Below are 17,251 nucleotides of genomic sequence, written 5' to 3' on the forward strand. Positions count from 1 at the left end.
CGCTAGGGCGACCGAAAACGGCGAAACCGCTGCTGCAGGCCGTCTGGCTCACTACTTTCGTGATCGTGACGGGCGGCAGGGGTCGGCGTAACGCTCATTTCCAGTTCGACAATGGATTCATCGCGGCCTTCCAGGCGCGAAACGCCAAGCGTTTCTGTGGGTCCCTCGGCACGTGGGTGCCAGAAATACACAGCCGTTGCAGCGGTCGGCAATCGGTCCAGCCGCGCGCGACCGTCGGGTCCTGTATGCGCAAAAACCGAGGTATCAACGACGTAGATATAGCCCAGCATGCGGTCATGGATGTTGCAACCCAGTACGACTTCACCGGCTTTTTCGAAAAAAACCGGCTCTGCAGGTACACCCGAGTAGAGAGGCAACTCGAAGGACTTGGCCTCCGAAAACGAGTAAACGTGATGCCGAACGTCGTCGCTATTTGGGAAGTCGACCGCGGCGCCGCGTTGAACGGGAAGCACGTGTGGCAAAAACGCATGATTCACCTGGTCCATAATGGCCGGTGCTGCGGGACCCATGTCGTCATCGGGCAAGGCGTACACGACAACATCCGCCAACGGCTCGCCATGTTGGTCGGTTACCGCAAACGTAATCCCGTCGCGGGTATCCGCGACGACAGGACTTCCTGCAAGGACACACCCAACAAGAAAAAACCCTTTTCGGCAAAAGGCCGCGAACCAGGAAAACCGCTTACATCGCTTGTCCGACACACGTTACCTCGTCCTAGTAGCCATGGTGTCGGCGCATGGAATCGCAGCACGCCGCGCTTCAGCCCCTCACCCATAAGGCACGCTCGCAGACTTGGTCGGAGTAATCAAGCATGCGATCCCTGCCTGCGCTTATGACCGGTATCGCCGGACAAGAGCGCAGGCAACTGCAACACTCCGAAAGGTCCCTCACTCAAAGCCAGTTCGAGGCAATACCTTGCTCGGCGCGATACAGTGGGGACGTTATTCAAATACCGGAGACCCCTCGACTCATGCATAAGGCCATCCAGTGCGTTCGCCGCATCCGCCGCGGGCCCTTCATCGCCCTTCTCGCCCTTTTCCTCCTGGGCCTCGCCGTGCCAGGGGCGGCGCAACAGATGGGACAACCCGGCGCACAGCAGCCTGCGCAGCAGGAGCCGGAAACCACGGTGTATCAGGATTGGGAGGTCGCCTGTTTCGACACCCAGGAAGGCGAGCGCTGTCGTATGCAGCAGACGCTCGAGATCCAGGACGAACAGGCACAGGGGCTATTCCTGCAGGCCACGGTCCGCCGTGAAGGCGACCAGCACGTGATCGAGGTACTGGTCCCGCTGGGTGTGGACCTGCGCCCCGGCATCCGCATGCAGGTCGATGATGCCGGCGAGGAAATGGATGCCGGATTCGTGACCTGCGTGCAGCAGGGTTGTGTGGCGGGCCGTGAACTGAGCAGCGACCAAATGAGCGCACTGCGCGGGGGCCGCGCGCTGACCGTGGCCTTCCGCGCACTGCAACAGGAACAGCCGTTTGTGTTCGACATCTCGCTGATGGGCTTTACCGACGCGAGCAACGAACTCTAGGGGTTCACCCAACGCGGGCTGCACCACCTGCACAAAATGACACCAACGACCCGCTCGGGACCCACCAAAACCCGCTTCGCCGGCCGCACACGCTCGCGCAGTCGGCGAGCCGTGGCGACCGTGGTGGGTGCGGCCATCTTGTGGTGGATTCTGGCCGGTCCGGAAGCCCTGCTTGAGCCGCTGGCCCTGCTGGCGATGCTCCTGGCGGGCGGCGCCAGCCTGTTGCTGCCAGTCGGGCGCCCGTTGCCGCTGCGGCCGCGAGCCATCCCTGCGCTATTGGGATTCTTCCTGCGCAGCTCTTTCGTGGGTGGGCTGGATGTTGCTCGCCGGGCCCTGCACCCGCGTCTGCCGATCGAGCCGGCCTTTGTCACCTACCGCAGCGAGCTGGCCCACGGCCCGCCACTGACGCTGTTCATGGCGGTGGTGAGTCTGCTACCGGGTACGCTTAGCGTGCGCCTGGAGGGGCGCCTGCTGACGCTTCATGTGCTGGACCGTAATGCGGACACCCGATCCGCGTTGATCGCCCTTGAGGGGCGCATCCGGGCGGCCTTCCGCGACCCGCGCAAGGAACGGGGACGTCACGAGGAGAAGAACGCATGAGTGCTTTTTATCTGGCGGCCGCGCTATTCCTACTCGCCACCATCCTGCTTGGCCTGATCCGGGTCCTGCGCGGTCCGGGCTCCGGCGACCGCATGCTCGCGGCACAGTTGTTCGGCACCACCGGTGTGACCATCCTGCTCCTGTTGTCGATGGCCCTGGGCGAATCGGCCCTGGTGGATGTGGCCCTGGTCTTCGCGCTGCTGGCCGTGGTCGCGGCCGTCGCCTTTGTCCGTCAGCACGGCTTGCCGGAACCGCCGGATACACCCGTCCATCGTCAGCATCCCGAAGATAGGGGCCCTCGCGATGATCGCTAACACCCTGACTGTCATCCTGGTACTCGCGGGGCTGGTCTTCTTCGCAGCGGGAACCGCCGGGCTGCTGCGCTTCCCGGATGTCTACTCGCGACTGCACGCGCTGACCAAGGCCGACAACGTCGGGCTGGGCCTGGTCATCCTCGGACTGATGTTCCAGGCGGGCGGGCCGGCGGACATCCTCAAACTGATACTGATCTGGGTGCTGGTTCTAGCCGCCGGGACCACCGCCGCGCACATGGTTGCCCAGCGCACCTGGACCCACGGGGAGTTCGAGTCGGACCGATGAGCTTGCTGCTGGTGATCTTCGATCTGGTCCTTCTGGCCGGGATCATCGGGGTGGCCTGGCGCTGCCTGGCAAGCACGGATCTGTTCCGGGCGGTGGTGCTGTTTATCACCTTCGGGCTGTTGCTGGCCCTGGCCTGGGTGCGCCTGGAGGCCCCGGATATCGCGCTGGCCGAGGCCGCAATCGGCGCCGGCATCACCGGGGCCCTGCTCCTGGTCACACTGGAACGCCTGCGCAGCATCATGGCGGAGCGCCATAGCGGGCGACCCCACACGCCGCCGCCCGACCCGAGCGGACCGCATGCCCTGCTACGCGCGCTGCATGACCCACCACCCGAACGCCACAGCTTCTTCCCGGCGCTGATCTTTGCGCTGGTAGTGGGCAGCCTGCTGGTGACTGCCTTGTGGCATCAGCCGCAATCCACCGGGCTGGAACCGGTCGTCGATGCCCACATGGATGTCTCCGGTGTCGATCACCCGATCACGGCGGTACTGCTGAACTTCCGTGCCTATGACACCTTCCTGGAACTGGCGATCGTGCTCATCGCGCTGCTGGGCGCCTGGTCCCTGGGGCGTCATGACCTGATCCCGGCGCGCCCGGCACCGGGGCCGATCCTGCCCGGCACGCTGCGCCTTCTGGTCCCGGTGGCGATCGTCACCGGGGTATACGTGCTCTGGGCCGGGAGTCACGCGCCCGGCGGGGCCTTTCAGGCCGGGGCGATCCTCGGCGCGGCGGGTATCCTCCTGGTGCTGGCGCGGCCCCGGCAGTTGCCAATGGCGCCGGGCATTCCTCTGCGCCTGGGCATTACTGCCGGGGTCGCACTGTTCCTGCTCGTGGGGCTGTACGGCCTCGGCGCCGGGCACGGATTCCTGGGCTATGCCGACGCCTGGGCCTATCCACTGATCATCCTGATCGAGGTCGCCGCGACACTCTCCATCGCGCTGACCCTGGTCGCCCTGTTCGTGGCCGGGCGCCCGGCGGGAGATGACGCATGAACGGACTGGCCGAACTCGCGCATACGCTGGCCCCGGGCCTGCTGTATCCGACTGGCGGTGCCATCCTGTTTGCCATGGGGCTGTACGGACTGATCCGACGACATCACCTGGTGCTGCGTATCCTCGCTCTGAACATCATGGGCTCGGGTGTATTCATGGTCCTGCTCGGGGTTGCCGCCCGCGGCGAGGGCCCGCCCGATCCGGTGGCGCAGGCACTCACGCTGACCGGCATCGTGGTCGCGGTCAGTGCCACCGCCTTCGCCCTGGCCCTAGTCGTACACCTCACCCGCCTGACCGGTCATGCGGTCATGCTGCCCGGCCCACCGGACGACGATGCCCCGGTGGAGGACATCTCGCGCGAGGAACACCACGCCGACGGCGGGCCTGCCGCACCGCACCCGGATCAGGACCGCAACCCGTGATCGAGGCCCCTGAGACGTGGTTGCCGACGGCCATCGCCGGACTGGTCGGCCTGTCGCTGGCGGTCGCCGTGGTGGCCACCGCCTGGCCGCGCCAGGCGCATCGTATTGGGCTATTCGGGGCCCTGGCGGTATTCGCCTGGGTGCTCGGACTCAGCGCGCTGTTCGTGGCGGCAGGGCCCGAGGCCGAGGCCGCCGCAACCCGCGTGGCACTGGGTGGATGGGAGGCGCCTCTGGGTCTGATGCTGCACCTGGACGGACTCTCCATGACCCTGCTGGTACTGACCGCCATCGTGGCGCTGGCGACCAGCCTTTACAGCCTGGGCTATATCCACGACCGCATCGAACGGCGCCAGTTCTGGCCCCTCTGGTTGTGGCTCTGGGCCGGGCTGAACATGCTGTTCCTCTCCGGGGATGCCTTCAATCTGTACATTACCCTGGAGGTGGTCTCGCTATCCGCGGTCGCGCTGGTCGCCTTCACCGGGACGGCCGCGGCCGTCTCCGGCGCCGTGCGCTACCTGCTGATCAATATTCTCGGATCGCTCAGCTTCCTCATGGGCGTGGTGTTGCTGTTTGGCGAGCACGGGGTACTCGATCTGGTGCTGCTGGAGGCGCGCAGCGAGGCAGGACCCACCGAGCGCATGGCGGCCGTGCTGATGACGGCCGGGCTGATGTTGAAGGCGGCGTTATTCCCGCTGCATGTATGGCTGGCGCCGGCCCATGGCTCCGCCCCCGCTCCAGTCAGTGCAGTGCTGTCGGGCCTGGTGGTCACCGGATCGTTCTATCTCCTTTTGCGCCTGTGGATGGGCGTATTCGCCCCGCTGGCGACGCCGGCCTTCGGCATCCTGATTGGCCTGCTGGGGGTTGCCGCCCTGATCTGGGGCTCCGCGCAGGCCCTGCGTGCCGGGCGCCTGAAGTCGATTGTGGCCTACTCCACGGTTGCTCAATTCGGCTATCTGCTCGTGGCCTTTCCGCTGATGCTGGTCGATCCCGACGCGTGGCGCGTAGTGGTGTTCTTCGCGGTGGTACATGCCCTGGCCAAGGCCTCGGTGTTTCTGGCCGCTGGGACCCTGCAACATGCCGCTGGCCATGACCGCCTGGCGGAACTGGGCGGCGTGCTGCGCGCCCGACCGCGAACGGTCTTTGCCCTGGGACTGGCCGGCGTCAGCCTGATGGGACTGCCGTTTACCGGCGGCTTCATCGCCAAGTACCTGTTGCTGGAGGCCGGCCTGGGCACGATCCTGGCGGGAAGCGTGATTGGCGTGCTGTGGGTGGTGGCGATCGCCGGGGGAGGCCTGTTGGCCGCCGCCTACGTGCTGCGCATGGTGGCCCCGGCGTTCCATCGCGGCCCTGAGCGCGCAGGTGAAGCGGTCTCGCCCTGGATGGACTGGGTTCCGCTGGGTCTCGCAACCGTCGCCGCCCTGGCCGGCTTTGCCGGCACCCTGACCCTGCACACCCTCACGCTGACCCCAGGGGCCCCGTAATGGATGGCGGTTGGCTGCTACTGGCGATCCTGTTCAGCTCCCTCGGGCCGGGGATCGCGATCTTCTTTCTGCCGGAACACCGGCACCGACTGCGCATCACGCTGAACCTCGGCGGTGCGGGTATCAAGCTGGCCCTGGTCGGCGTTCTGCTGGCCGGGGTCCTGCGCGGCGACGAGTACCAATTCAGCCTGCCCCTGATGCCGGGGATCGACCTGGTGCTGGCGGCGGATGCCCTGTCGCTGCTATTTGCCTCGCTGTCCGCGGTGCTGTGGTTCGTGACCACGGTCTACGCGATCGGCTACCTGGAGGGATCCCCTCGGCGCAGCCGTTTCTTCGGATTCTTTTCGCTGTGCGTCAGCGCCACGGTGGGGATCGCGCTGTCCGGCAACCTGATCACCTTCCTGATCTTCTACGAAATGCTGACCCTGGCGACCTGGCCACTGGTGGTCCACCGCGGGACCCCAGCCGCGTTGCGGGCCGGCCGGCTCTATCTTGGCTACACCTTGACCAGCGGGCTCGTGCTGTTCACTGCCATCGTCTGGCTTACCCTCCTGGCCGGGGCCGAGGGCTTCACGCCGGGTGGCTACCTGGGTGACCTGAGCGAGACCCACGCCCTCTCGCTACAGGTGCTGTTCGTGCTTCTGATGATCGGGTTCGGGGTCAAGGCTGCGTTGTTTCCCCTGCATTCCTGGCTGCCGATCGCCATGGTGGCGCCGGCCCCGGTGAGTGCGCTGCTGCATGCGGTGGCCGTGGTCAAGGCCGGGGCCTTCGGCATCATCCGCGTGGTCAACGACGTCTATGGCGCGGAGCTCGCGATCGAGCTGGGGCTGACGGCCGGACTTCTGGTCGTCGCGGCCTTCACCATTATCTACGGGTCCATCCAGGCATTACGGGCCGACGACCTGAAACAACGCCTGGCCTTCTCCACCGTCAGCCAGGTCTCCTACATCATCCTGGGGGTGGCACTGGCGGGACCGCTCGGGATCATCGGGGGACTGGTACACCTGGTGCACCAGGGCATCACCAAGATCACTTTGTTCTTCTGCGCGGGCAACTTCGCCGAGACCCTGGGGATTCACCGCATCAGCGAGCTCAACGGGATTGGGCGGCGCATGCCGTTGACCATGCTCGCCTTTACGCTCGGGGGGCTGGGCATGATCGGCCTGCCGCCGCTGGCCGGGTTCGTGACCAAGTGGCACCTGGGGCTGGGGGCACTGGAGGCCGAGGCCCACTGGGTACTCGGCGTCCTGGTGCTGAGCAGCCTGCTGAATGCGGCCTATTTCCTGCCCCCGATCATCCGCGGCTGGCTGGGTGAACGCCGCGAACCCTGGCACGAACCCCTAAGAGATCACGCGGGTCCGACCCGCTTCGAGACCCACTGGATGCTGTTGTTCCCGGTCGTCTTCACGGCCGTGTTGGGCCTGGCCGTCGGCTTGTTCTCCGGGTTGGGCCTGAGCCCGCTGGGCTGGGTTAGCCTGATCGTGCAACGCGACTATTCCCTCCCGGAGTTCAGCCTGTGACGGCCGCGCTGCTCCTCACCGTCCCCTTGCTACCGCTGATGCTAGCGGTACTGATCGGGCTGCGTCCGGGCCGAACTCGCCTCAACCATCTGGTGCCCTGGGTCGCACTGCCTGGGCTGTTGCTCGCCGCATTCGCGCCGCCCGGTCTCGAGGCCTCGATCGATGGCCTGTTGATGGGGACGCAGCTGGCCCTCGACCCGACCGGCCGGGCCTTCCTTGCCCTGACCGCCGGACTGTGGCTGGCCGCCGGCCTGTTCGCGCTAGGCGATCGCGGCCAGGACCCTCAGCGCCATCGCTTCTACGTGTTCTGGCTGCTGGCCTTGACCGGCAACCTGGGGTTGATCCTTGCGCAGGACGCCCTGAGCTTTTATCTGTTCTTCGCGCTCATGAGCCTGTCCGCGTACGGGCTCGTCGTACATTCGGGCAAACCCGAGGCCTGGCGGGCCGGACGCATCTATCTGATTCTCGCGGTGCTGGGCGAGGTGCTGCTGTTCGCGGGCCTGGTCCTGGCCGTCCATGCGGCCGGGCAATCGGGGCTTGCGGCGGTCGCGGCGGCGCGCCCCGAAGGCTGGGCACTCGCACTGTTGGTCCTGGGACTCGGAATCAAGGCCGGCATGCTACCCCTGCATTTCTGGCTACCACTGGCTCACCCAGCAGCCCCGGTGCCCGCCAGCGCGGTACTATCCGGGGCGATGATCAAGGCGGGCCTGCTCGGCTGGATGCGCCTGCTCCCCTTTGACGCCACGGGTCATATGATTCTGGGCGAGCTCCTGGTCGCACTGGGCCTCACCGCGGCCTTCCTCGGGGCAGTGATCGGCGCACTTCAGGTCCGTCCGAAGACCATCCTGGCCTACTCCAGCATCTCGCAGATGGGCCTGATGACAACGGGCATCGGACTGGCCCTGCTGCTGCCGGAAGTCCGTGGCTGGCTGCTGGCCGCGGTCACGCTCTACGCCGTTCACCACGGGCTGGCCAAGGGGGCGCTGTTCCTGGCGGCCGGCATGCAGGATCAGCGGCCGACCGGGCCATTGGCCAGCCGTCTGTTCGCGTTGTTCGTCCTGTTACCGGCCGCGGCCTTGGTCGGTGCCCCTCTGACCAGCGGCGCAGTAGCCAAGAATGTCCTCAAGGGACCACTGGACGCCGAGGCCCTGCCGGGCTGGCTGGCCCACACGGAGCTGCTGCTGACCCTGGCCGCCACCGCAACCACCCTCGTGCTGCTGCGCTTTCTGTGGCGCTGGCGAGCCGGACTCCAGGCGCCCATCGAGGGACTCGACCATAGCCGGTGGTGGGCCTGGGGGAGTCTCGCCCTGATGGCGCTGTTGATCCCGATCTGGATCGTCTGGACCGCACCCGGCGCGTTGCCTGCCGAGGTCCACGATCTGTTTGGATTCAGCCTACTCTGGCCCATCGCCCTCGGGCTCGGACTTGGATGGCTCACCTATCTTTGTGTGCGGGACCGCGCCACCCCACGCCTGCCGGAAGGCGACCTTGCGATCCTGATGGAGGCCGCCTGGAGGACGGCCCGGCACAAGCGCCGGAGCCTGGCCCTGCCCCCTCCACGGCCGCGCCGCATTCCGGCACGCCTGCGTGGCATCCGCTTGCTCTGGCGCGCACGCCTGGAGGCCGCCGAACGCGTATTAACCCGCTGGGAGACCATCGGCCTTTTGTTCGCCAGCGCCCTGCTCGGCCTCTACCTGACCTTGCTGCCGTAGCAATCAGAGGCGGATGGGCGCGCACAAAAAAGGCCGGCTCCAAGCCCGGAACCGGCCTTCAGGGTCAAAGCGTAGCGATCACTGCTGGTTGATGAAGTCCGCCGCAAAGTCGGCCACGTCATCGGCGAAGAAGTCGCGGAAGAAGTGATCCGCACCGTCCACCGTCATGACGCTGATATCGCCAGAGTCCTTCACCGCCTCGACCTTCTCCGGCAGATCCGGCACCACGTCATCCTCGGAACCCACAATCACCAATGTCGGGGTCTGAATGCCACGAATGACAGTCGGAGTGTCGTTCTCGCTGGTCGGCTCGTAGGAGCCCAGGAAGGCGCGCGGGGTGACGTCCAGTTCCTCGCAAAAGAGGAAGCGCACGTCTTCCATCAGGGTCTCTTCCTGATCCATGCGCTGGAGCTCCTTGGCACGGTCCAGCAGCACCTGCAGTGGCGTCCCGGCCTGCTCCTCGTACTCGGCGGCGGCCTCTTCCTCGTCGAAGGTGGACGCTGCCACCAGCACCAGCCCCTTGATGTCCTCCGGTTCGTGCGCGGTCAGATAGCGCGCCATGTGGTTGGCACCGCGGGAATGCCCGAACAGGGTCACGGGGCCATACCCCTCATCCTGCAGCCACTGGTGCCACAGGCTCACTTCCTGCATGTGATCATCGATACCGTGGCCCACTGGGGCGTCGCATTCAAACATCCCTTCGCGGGCATCGATGCCATAGCTAAGATTGATGGACAGGGAATTCAGCCCGTGGTCGGCCAGGAGGTCCTGCACCGCAGCCATTACCTCCATTCGGCCATGGGCCAGGGTGCCGTGAAGCATCAGCACCACGCCATCGGACGGACTGGCCCCCATGCCCTCTTTCATATGCCCGACCAGCGTCAGGTCGTCGTGCTCTAGCGTGACCTTCTCCGCAGCCATGGCAGAAGAAGCGAAAAGGCCGGCAACCGCCAGCGCGGTTGTTGCAATCCATCGAGACATGGGGACCTCCTGATTGTGGAATCCTGAAATAGACTCACTGGCTGCAGGAAAATTCCCTGGAGACATATCGCGCTCGGCACAGCACTTGCCGGAGATCGCCCTCAACAGGTTGTCCACGCCCCGCCAACTGTCGGATTCAGAACTTCACTCGAACCGGCAGACGATCCACTCGCCAAATCTCGGGCAAGGCCTCTTCCGGCTCCACGATCACAGGTACCGCACTCTGACCATCCCCAATGCCCGTTCGCAACTCGGCGGGCAAACGATTCGCCGCACCGAAGGTGTCCCGCACCACCGCCGCCCGCTGCGTGCGGTCGGGGAGGATGAGCGTCACTTCCCGACCAGGGACGATTCGCCGCTCCAGATGGCGCGGCTCGATGTACGCCACGATACGCAGCCGGGTGCCGCTGTAACGCAACAAGGGGGTTCCAACGTTCACGAACTGCCCGGGCTCGACGAGCTGCTCCGTAATCACGCCATCCAGCTCGGCCTCTTTCACCAGCAAGGCCCGCTCTTGCTCAAGCCCAGCCCGTTCGGATTGAAGCTGGGCGTGGCGAATTTGCATGGTATCGGGCCAGGTGGCGACAGCATCGACCTCCGGAAGGCTTTGCAACTCGCCTTCTAGCTCGGCCAGGCGCTCTTCGAGCCGCCCCCGCTCGGAGCGAATCGGTATCCGTTCCCCCTGATTGGCCGACCCCCGTTCAATCAAGCGACCCAGGCGTTCTTCGTGGTCACGAAGGTCGGCCAAATTGACCTCCAGGAGCCCGATCCGTCGCTCCAGGTCCGACTGTTGCTCGCGTCTTGAATGCGCCACGCGTTGCCGCAAATCCACGAGATCCACCTCAACCTGCAGCAGTTTGCTGGTCAGTTCCGGACTCCGCAGCGCCACGACCTGATCACCCTGAGTCACGCGGTCCCAGGGCTCGACTTCGACCGAGTCGACAAACCCCGGGACCCGCGCCAGAAGTTGGTGCTGCGGATACCAGATCATCGCCGGGACCTCGGTCGATACTTGGTCACTGATCAGCGAGTACAGGAAGTACAGGACCGGACTGGCCACCAGTAGCAGGATCAGATACCAGCGCAGGCGGAACGCCGCCCGCCGCGCGGGCCCATAGCGAACGCGCAGCCCTGAGTCCTGGCCTGCTCGCCGCCGCTCGTTACCATCAAAGCGAATCTTCATCTGCCCACATGTCCTTCAAATCCGAATAACTCTGGATGGCGATCGGGAGCTGCGACTGACCCAGTGGCTCCAACGCGGCCTGCAATCCCTCGCGCATGGCCGACCAGCCGTGCTGGAACCAGCTGTTCTCCGGCGGCAACACCCGCTCCACACTTTGCGCCAGCACCCAGTCCAGTCCCGGTTCGCGTGCGAGGATGGGCTCCAGGCGATCTCGCAGGCTCGCGGGGCGCGTCACATAGGCCATCAGCGCGATCTCATCCACGCCACGATCGGCGAATTCGCAACTCAAGCAGCGATCCGCCTGCCCAAAATCCCGTGGATGCGCACTAATGCCCACTCGCCATGGAGAGACTCCGGTTGCGGCAGCGACGGTCGCCAGCCATTCCTCCAGGAGCCAATCGCGGTCGTGGGTTTCGGTGTCGAGTTGATCAATCTCGATATCCAGGTGCAGATCGCTGAACCCGATATGGGCCAGGTCCCGGATGATGTCCAGGAGATCATCGCGGTAGTCCGGCAGCGTCCAGGTGGGCTCGCCCAGAAGAAGGCCGACCTCGACCCCCTTGCCTTCGGCCTCGCCCAGGAATCGTTCCAGATCGGCCGGGGTCTCTCCGTACCGATCGATCTGGTCACCGTCGAGTGACAACCAGACATGGTCCACGCCGGCTCGTTCCACGATGGGCCAGAAATCCGTGTCACGGCCGGTAATGACCGGCTCGCTCTGCCAGACATAAAGGCGTGCCGGCCCGCTAAGTGGGCGTATGGTCTGCACGGGTTCTCCGAGCTGATGGCGTGCCTGCGCCTCACGCTCGAGGCTGCGCGGCTGATCCGTTGCCAGCTGATCACATCCAACCTGCGCCAACCAAATCTCCAGGCTGGCATCCAGCCAGTCTTTGGCGGCGCGGTAGTAGTCCGCGCGGGCGGGCAATACCTCCTCCCACGGTACCGCGAGGGCCTCTTCGGTTCGGTCCTGCGCCACGCGAAGGGACCGCGCAGCCCGATCGACCTCGGCCGCCCGGTTCTCTAGCCGGCGCTGGTGAACACTGAGTCGCCGTTCGGCCAGACTCTGGCGCTGCTGGACGGAACCGCGCGCCTCGGTCTTGAGATGTTCAAGGCGGCGCTGTTCGGCTTGCAGCTCGCGCCGGAGGGGACTATCGCCGCTGAACGATCGCAACGGGATCGACACGGTCCAAATAAACTCGAGTCCGCCACCCAAGCGGCTCACGTCGTCTTCATAGGTCGACGAATAGCGAAACTGCAGATTGGACTGCAACGCATCAAAGCGTGTCAGTTCCTCGCGGTCCACGGCGCTTTGCAGCTCCACCTCGACGGCCCTGACCTCGGGCGCCTGGTGGGCCTCCTGGAGCGGACAGGTCGTCCGGTCAGGATCGAACCAGGCCGGCACTTGCCGCAAATGGACGGGGCGTCCCAGCAGACTCTCCAGTTCAAGAAGGGCTTCTTCCTCATCGATCGCGGCCTGATCAGCATCCATGCGCGCGGTGTCGAGTGTTTGCTGCAAACGTCCGATCTCGTCCTCACGCATCAACTGCTGATCGCGGCGTTCCCTCAGGGCGCTCTCGAGGTCTGCCTCCACCGACTGCAGCGCACGGCTAAGCGCCTGAACACGGCGGGCATGCCAAACTCGGGCATAGGCCTCGGCGATATCGCGGCGGATCTCTTGGAGCTGTTCCCGATAGCGGTATTCGGCCGCCCCCGCCTCCCCTTGCGCCTGCAGGAATGCCCGCCGCTGCTCCTCGTCGCTACCCAGCAAGGGGCGTTGCACCCCAACCGATGCGCTCGTGCCGGTGTAACGGCGGTTAATACCCGCGGCGACAGGCTCTTCGAAACGCCCCGCACCTGCGCTGCCGAACAGCTCCCAGCCGTGGCTTTCATACTGGCGATCTTGTTGTGCCCGCAAACGATCGGCCTCGGCCTGTTCCGCCAACAACGAGGGCGAATATACGGCGTCCTCCAAGAGCTCCGGCAAGCGATCCCCGGCGCCCACGCTTCCACCCAGGGCAACCCCCAACAGACAGCACAAACCCATGGAAAGCATTCGTAGCGTCATATCAGCGCTTGCCCTTGCGGAGCACCCACCAGGGGGCCATGGAGGATTCCTGATTCGAGTGGCGCCACCACTCGTTGATGATGGCCACCAGTGACCAGATCCGCATGATCATCGCGAAGAAGGGGAAGATCGGGATGAGCCAAGCCAGGCGCGCGTCGCGGCTGCGACGTTCCGAGATAAACACGAGGGCTGTGATGTACATCAGGAAGGTCAGTACCGCGTACAAACCCATGATGATCGTAAAGGTGGCCACGACAACCGCAGGCGCCACCGCGATGACCAGCCACAACGTGTACATCACGATCAGGACGGGCATAACCATCTGAAACAGCATGCCGTACCACACCCCCAGCAGAACATTCCAAAAGCCCATCTGCCGCACCGAAAACGCCGATCGGTGCTTGCGCATGTACATATAAAAAAGATCCCCGTCCCAGCGCAGACGCTGCATCAGGAAGCCCTTCCAGGTTTCAGGACAATCGGTGTGCCCTATGGCTCGGGGCTCAAACACGATACGAAACCCCGGGTAGCGGCCGAAGTACTGCTTGAGCCTCAGGGTAAGGTCGAGGTCCTCCGCCGACCCGGTCGTCCAGCCCCCGATCTTGCGCACCATTTCGGTCCGAAACACACCGAACGCACCGGAGATGTTGTTCACCCCGTGCAACTCTCCCAGCCCCACCTTGGCCAGGTGAATCGTGATCATATATTCGAGCGACTGGAACCGAGTCAACAGGTTGCGCCGCCAGTTCCGCACTCGCAGTGAACCCGCCACGGCAATCACGTTGGGGTCGCGGAAATGCCCGGCGACCTCGGTCACCATGGTGTTATCGAATGAGGTATCCGCATCCAGCGCCAGCAAGATCTCACCCCGCGCCATGGCCAATCCTGCATTGAGGGATGAAACCCGCCCGCCTCGAGGCGTCTTGGGCACAACCACCAGACGCCGACTGGCGTACTGTTCAACCTCGGGCATCATCTCGCGCAAGGCGCGCAACGTACTCGGATTCTGGTCCGCCCCGTCCACTACCGCGATGATCTCGATCTGTCCCGGATACATCTGTTCCATAAGGGATCGCACCGTCCCCTTGACCGCATCGCCCTCGGAGTAGCAAGTCACAACGCAGGTCACTCTCGGGGTGAAGGGGTATTGCGTGGGAACGGCATAGATCCGGCGCGTGTAGTAGCGCAGCACACCCAGCCAGATCATCAGGTTGAGAGGAAGCTCGAGAAACAGCACAAACGGGATAAACATGTACGCCAGTGCCAGCGCATCCGTCTCGTAGAACAGCCCGCCGAGGATAGTGGCCACCTCGGCGAAAAATTCGAGGATTGCCGTCATTGCGAGAGGGAGACCATCCGGGCCATCACGGCCGCTGCGTTTTCTGCCTCGCTCATGCCGAACGAAGACTCGTGATACACCCGCCCCAGCCGATCAAGTTCGGTCCCTTCGACACTGTCCTCCATCAACTGGGCCAAACGGCCGGCCAGCACATCCACCCCATCCGCGGAGGTCTGCGGCAGCAAGAGCCAGATCCGGTCATCGGCGGTACGAGTGACCAGATCCGTGGTGCGCACCAGTGCCTTGACGCGCTCGGCAAACGCATCCACCAGCGCGGCCCCCCGGCTATGCCCCAAGGTGTCGATCACACGCGCCAGGCCATTGAGGTGCAACAGAATCAGGCCAAAGCGCATCTCATCGTGGCGTTGACGCAGCTTCAGGAGCCAATCACAGGAAAACTCGAAATGCTCCGGCGTAACGTAGTTGATCTCATCGAAGACCCCATAGAGATCGCCAATATCACCGGTACGCGCCAGCAGACGCCCGGCTTCGGACAGGCGGTAGCGGTAAATCCCAAACGCCTCAAGTTCATTCGGGTCATGCGCCTGTCCGCAGGCCATGCACCGAGCCAGCACCCGCCCATCCATGAACATATGCTGGCAGCTGCCGCAGACATGGTTTTCCAGCGGACGGTCGTAATCCTCGCCAATGTGGCGCAACACCGCCGAACAGTTCGGACAGCTCAGCATGCCGTTGTCCTGGAACAGCCGTTGCGGCCCGACATGCCCGCAACTGAAGCAATGCAACCCCGGCTCGGTCCGGATATCCAGGGAGTCACACTCCGGACACACATCGACAAAACTGAGGTGTCCGTGGCGACACCCCGGACACAGGCGCACCCGGTCGACAAGGTCCTGTCCCTCGATCAGCCGTCGATGCTTCAACCCGCGCAGCCAGAACTCGGTCGTGTCTTCCTCCAGCAGCGCATCCAGTAACGGATAACGATAAAGTTCCGGCGCCGACCAATCCCGCAGCGGCTGCAGACTCAGCGAAGGGTGACTCCACAACAACGACAGCAGGACTTGGTCCTGGCTCCGCATCGGCTGTCCACCGTTCGCCGTCGCCAGGCGCGCGGCACAGCTTTCGATCCGCTCGCGCGGGTTGTCCACCGTCCGAAACTCCCCGTCGGTCAGGGCTTTAATCTCCGGGCCCGCATCCCCCTCGGTCCAGATCAATCGCAACTGCCAAACTGGATGGCGGCGAAGCGCCCGTACCAATTCCAGCGCACCCGACAGCGAATCCAGATCCACCACAAAGGCCAACGTGGCTTGTTCCAGGACCTCTTCCAACCCCTCGGAGTGGAGTTCCTCAAGCGAGGCAAACTGATCCGTTGGCAGAGTCGCACCGAGCGCGTCGGAGAATCCCGGACGTCGGGAAAAGGTTACGACCCGAGAGGCGCCTTCTATGTCACGTTCCTGTTGCTTCGCCATTGAATACCTTGGTATTTCGATACGCCGTCTCTATGCAAATGGATAAGAAGCGGCAGGTCCTATTGATCACGTCATGCGGCCCGCAAGGGGCCATCCCTGTGATGTCCGTCACATATTAACGGTACAAGTGCGCGATTGCTTGGCCCGCACCCAGCAGTCCCTTGCAAGGCGGCCACCCGCATCCGCCGGCGGGGAGTGAAGGCATCCTCCGGGGTGCGCTACTAGTGAACTGCGCTGGCACGCGGCGAAGGCTCCCAAGCCGCCCCACCCAAATCGAGTTTTTCAGGAACACCATGGCGCAGCACATCTTCACCATGAACGGCGTAGGCAAGATCGTCCCGCCGAAGAAATACATCCTCAAGGACATCAACCTGAACTTCTTCCCGGGCGCCAAGATCGACGTGCTGGGTTACAACGCGGCCGGCACCGCCGCGACGTTCAACCCTGCGCCGCCGCGGCGTTCAGGCGCCGTCCCATGCGGCTGCCCAGCCACACCCCGACAATCCACAACACCAGGGAGACGGCGCCATAGAGCGCCGCACGCGCCGGATCCCCGGTCTGCACCAGCCACAGGCTCTCCAGGCTGAACACCGAGAAGGTCGTAAAGCCGCCGCAAACCCCCGCCAGCATGAAATGACGAAACACCGGGTCGGCCGGGCGGCAGCCGCCCGGCGCGCTGATCACCGCATACAGCCCAATCAGCCACGATCCGGCCACGTTCACGGCCAGCGTGTCCCACGGAAAGCCGGTACCGGCCAGGTGCAACCCGGTCCAGGAGACGCCGTAGCGCGCCATGCTGCCGAGCGCGGCCCCCAGCGCCACGAACAGCGAGAGACGCAGCGAATACCCGGTCACGCCGCGCCACCTGCCAAGCGGCCCAGCGCGTGTCCGATGGCCACCAGCGCCAGCCCCCCGCCCAGGGTCAGCAGGACGTAGACGAGCGCCGGGCGCAGCCCGTCCTGTTCCGCGACCCCGACCACCTGCAGGCTGAACGAGGAGACCGTGGTGAAGCTACCGAGCACACCCACCACCAGCAGCAGCCAGAGCCCGGAGGCCAGCGCCGGCCCCGAGGCCCATCCCAGCGCCAGCCCGATCAGCAGCGCACCGGAGGCATTCACCACCAGCGTCCCCCACGGGAAGCGGCCGCCCCCGGTGCGGTTGTCGATCCACTGCGACAGCCAGAAGCGCGCCACCCCCCCAAGCGCACCCCCGGCTCCCACCAGCAACAGTCCCTCCCACCACGCGATCATGGCCCCATTGTCAGCGGCACCGCCCAAGCTGTCGAGCATCGGGGTCAGAGCAACACTGACTCATGAACGCGCCCGCGTACCCTTCACGCGACAACGTTACAGCGCAGACGCCTGGGGGCCA

General features: G+C 64.8%; 17 protein-coding genes. 9 read left to right on the forward strand and 8 right to left on the reverse strand.

Annotation, left to right across the window (positions count from 1 at the left end; translation table 11 throughout):
• Positions 1 to 2: 2 nt before the first annotated feature.
• Positions 3 to 554 carry a methylamine utilization protein gene (locus D002_RS0108965; RefSeq protein ID WP_018141583.1) on the reverse strand — a complete coding sequence of 184 codons (552 nt, stop codon included), beginning with the start codon at positions 552 to 554 and terminating at the stop codon, positions 3 to 5.
• Positions 555 to 991: 437 nt separating this feature from the next.
• On the opposite strand from D002_RS0108965, the gene D002_RS0108970 reads away from it, so the two are divergent.
• Genes D002_RS0108970 through D002_RS0109010 form a run of 9 tightly spaced genes read left to right on the forward strand, consistent with a single transcriptional unit; the run spans position 992 to position 8,882 of the window.
• The gene (locus D002_RS0108970) at positions 992 to 1,555 is read left to right on the forward strand and encodes an invasion associated locus B family protein (RefSeq protein WP_018141584.1); all 564 of its coding nucleotides are present in this window, start codon (positions 992 to 994) and stop codon (positions 1,553 to 1,555) included.
• Between the two features lie 36 nt (positions 1,556 to 1,591).
• Positions 1,592 to 2,155, forward strand: coding sequence for a Na+/H+ antiporter subunit E (locus D002_RS0108975; RefSeq protein WP_026181626.1), 564 nt, complete (start codon positions 1,592 to 1,594; stop codon positions 2,153 to 2,155).
• A complete protein-coding gene (locus D002_RS0108980) occupies positions 2,152 to 2,469 on the forward strand; it encodes a monovalent cation/H+ antiporter complex subunit F (RefSeq protein WP_018141586.1) in 318 nt (105 codons plus the stop codon). The genes D002_RS0108975 and D002_RS0108980 overlap by 4 nt, the downstream gene beginning before the upstream one ends.
• Positions 2,459 to 2,755 carry a monovalent cation/H(+) antiporter subunit G gene (locus D002_RS0108985; protein ID WP_018141587.1) on the forward strand — a complete coding sequence of 99 codons (297 nt, stop codon included), beginning with the start codon at positions 2,459 to 2,461 and terminating at the stop codon, positions 2,753 to 2,755. The genes D002_RS0108980 and D002_RS0108985 overlap by 11 nt, the downstream gene beginning before the upstream one ends.
• Entirely contained in the window at positions 2,752 to 3,747 is a 996-nt protein-coding gene (locus D002_RS0108990) for a hydrogenase subunit MbhD domain-containing protein (protein ID WP_018141588.1), read from the forward strand. The genes D002_RS0108985 and D002_RS0108990 overlap by 4 nt, the downstream gene beginning before the upstream one ends.
• A complete protein-coding gene (locus D002_RS0108995) occupies positions 3,744 to 4,169 on the forward strand; it encodes a cation:proton antiporter subunit C (protein WP_018141589.1) in 426 nt (141 codons plus the stop codon). The genes D002_RS0108990 and D002_RS0108995 overlap by 4 nt, the downstream gene beginning before the upstream one ends.
• Positions 4,166 to 5,650, forward strand: coding sequence for a complex I subunit 5 family protein (locus D002_RS0109000; RefSeq protein ID WP_018141590.1), 1,485 nt, complete (start codon positions 4,166 to 4,168; stop codon positions 5,648 to 5,650). The genes D002_RS0108995 and D002_RS0109000 overlap by 4 nt, the downstream gene beginning before the upstream one ends.
• Positions 5,650 to 7,170, forward strand: a complete 1,521-nt coding sequence (locus D002_RS0109005) for a complex I subunit 5 family protein (RefSeq protein WP_018141591.1) — start codon at positions 5,650 to 5,652, stop codon at positions 7,168 to 7,170. The genes D002_RS0109000 and D002_RS0109005 overlap by 1 nt, the downstream gene beginning before the upstream one ends.
• Positions 7,167 to 8,882 carry a complex I subunit 5 family protein gene (locus tag D002_RS0109010; RefSeq protein WP_018141592.1) on the forward strand — a complete coding sequence of 572 codons (1,716 nt, stop codon included), beginning with the start codon at positions 7,167 to 7,169 and terminating at the stop codon, positions 8,880 to 8,882. The genes D002_RS0109005 and D002_RS0109010 overlap by 4 nt, the downstream gene beginning before the upstream one ends.
• A gap of 78 nt (positions 8,883 to 8,960) precedes the next feature.
• Here the strand turns inward: D002_RS0109010 and D002_RS0109015 are convergent, their stop codons facing one another.
• The 7 genes from D002_RS0109015 to crcB (D002_RS0109050) all read right to left on the reverse strand — a co-directional run bounded on the left by D002_RS0109015 (position 8,961) and on the right by crcB (D002_RS0109050) (position 17,130).
• Positions 8,961 to 9,863, reverse strand: coding sequence for an alpha/beta hydrolase (locus D002_RS0109015; RefSeq protein ID WP_018141593.1), 903 nt, complete (start codon positions 9,861 to 9,863; stop codon positions 8,961 to 8,963).
• Positions 9,864 to 9,999: 136 nt separating this feature from the next.
• Entirely contained in the window at positions 10,000 to 11,046 is a 1,047-nt protein-coding gene (locus D002_RS0109020) for an HlyD family secretion protein (protein ID WP_018141594.1), read from the reverse strand.
• On the reverse strand, positions 11,030 to 13,090 hold the full coding sequence (locus D002_RS0109025) for a TolC family protein (protein ID WP_018141595.1): 2,061 nt from the start codon (positions 13,088 to 13,090) through the stop codon (positions 11,030 to 11,032). The genes D002_RS0109020 and D002_RS0109025 overlap by 17 nt, the downstream gene beginning before the upstream one ends.
• Positions 13,091 to 13,112: 22 nt before the next feature.
• Complete coding sequence (locus D002_RS0109030) at positions 13,113 to 14,450, reverse strand: glycosyltransferase (RefSeq protein ID WP_018141596.1); 1,338 nt, start codon at positions 14,448 to 14,450, stop codon at positions 13,113 to 13,115.
• Positions 14,447 to 15,880 (reverse strand): diguanylate cyclase domain-containing protein, encoded by a 1,434-nt coding sequence (locus tag D002_RS0109035; RefSeq protein WP_018141597.1) that lies wholly within the window; start codon positions 15,878 to 15,880, stop codon positions 14,447 to 14,449. The genes D002_RS0109030 and D002_RS0109035 overlap by 4 nt, the downstream gene beginning before the upstream one ends.
• A 438-nt stretch (positions 15,881 to 16,318) precedes the next feature.
• A complete protein-coding gene (gene crcB / locus D002_RS0109045) occupies positions 16,319 to 16,735 on the reverse strand; it encodes a fluoride efflux transporter CrcB (RefSeq protein ID WP_018141599.1) in 417 nt (138 codons plus the stop codon).
• Positions 16,732 to 17,130, reverse strand: coding sequence for a fluoride efflux transporter CrcB (gene crcB, locus D002_RS0109050; RefSeq protein ID WP_155996181.1), 399 nt, complete (start codon positions 17,128 to 17,130; stop codon positions 16,732 to 16,734). Before crcB (D002_RS0109050) ends, crcB (D002_RS0109045) begins: the two co-directional genes overlap by 4 nt.
• Positions 17,131 to 17,251: the final 121 nt, after the last annotated feature.

This window comes from Thioalkalivibrio sp. ALJ7 (genome assembly GCF_000376865.1).
GTDB lineage: Bacteria > Pseudomonadota > Gammaproteobacteria > Ectothiorhodospirales > Ectothiorhodospiraceae > Thioalkalivibrio.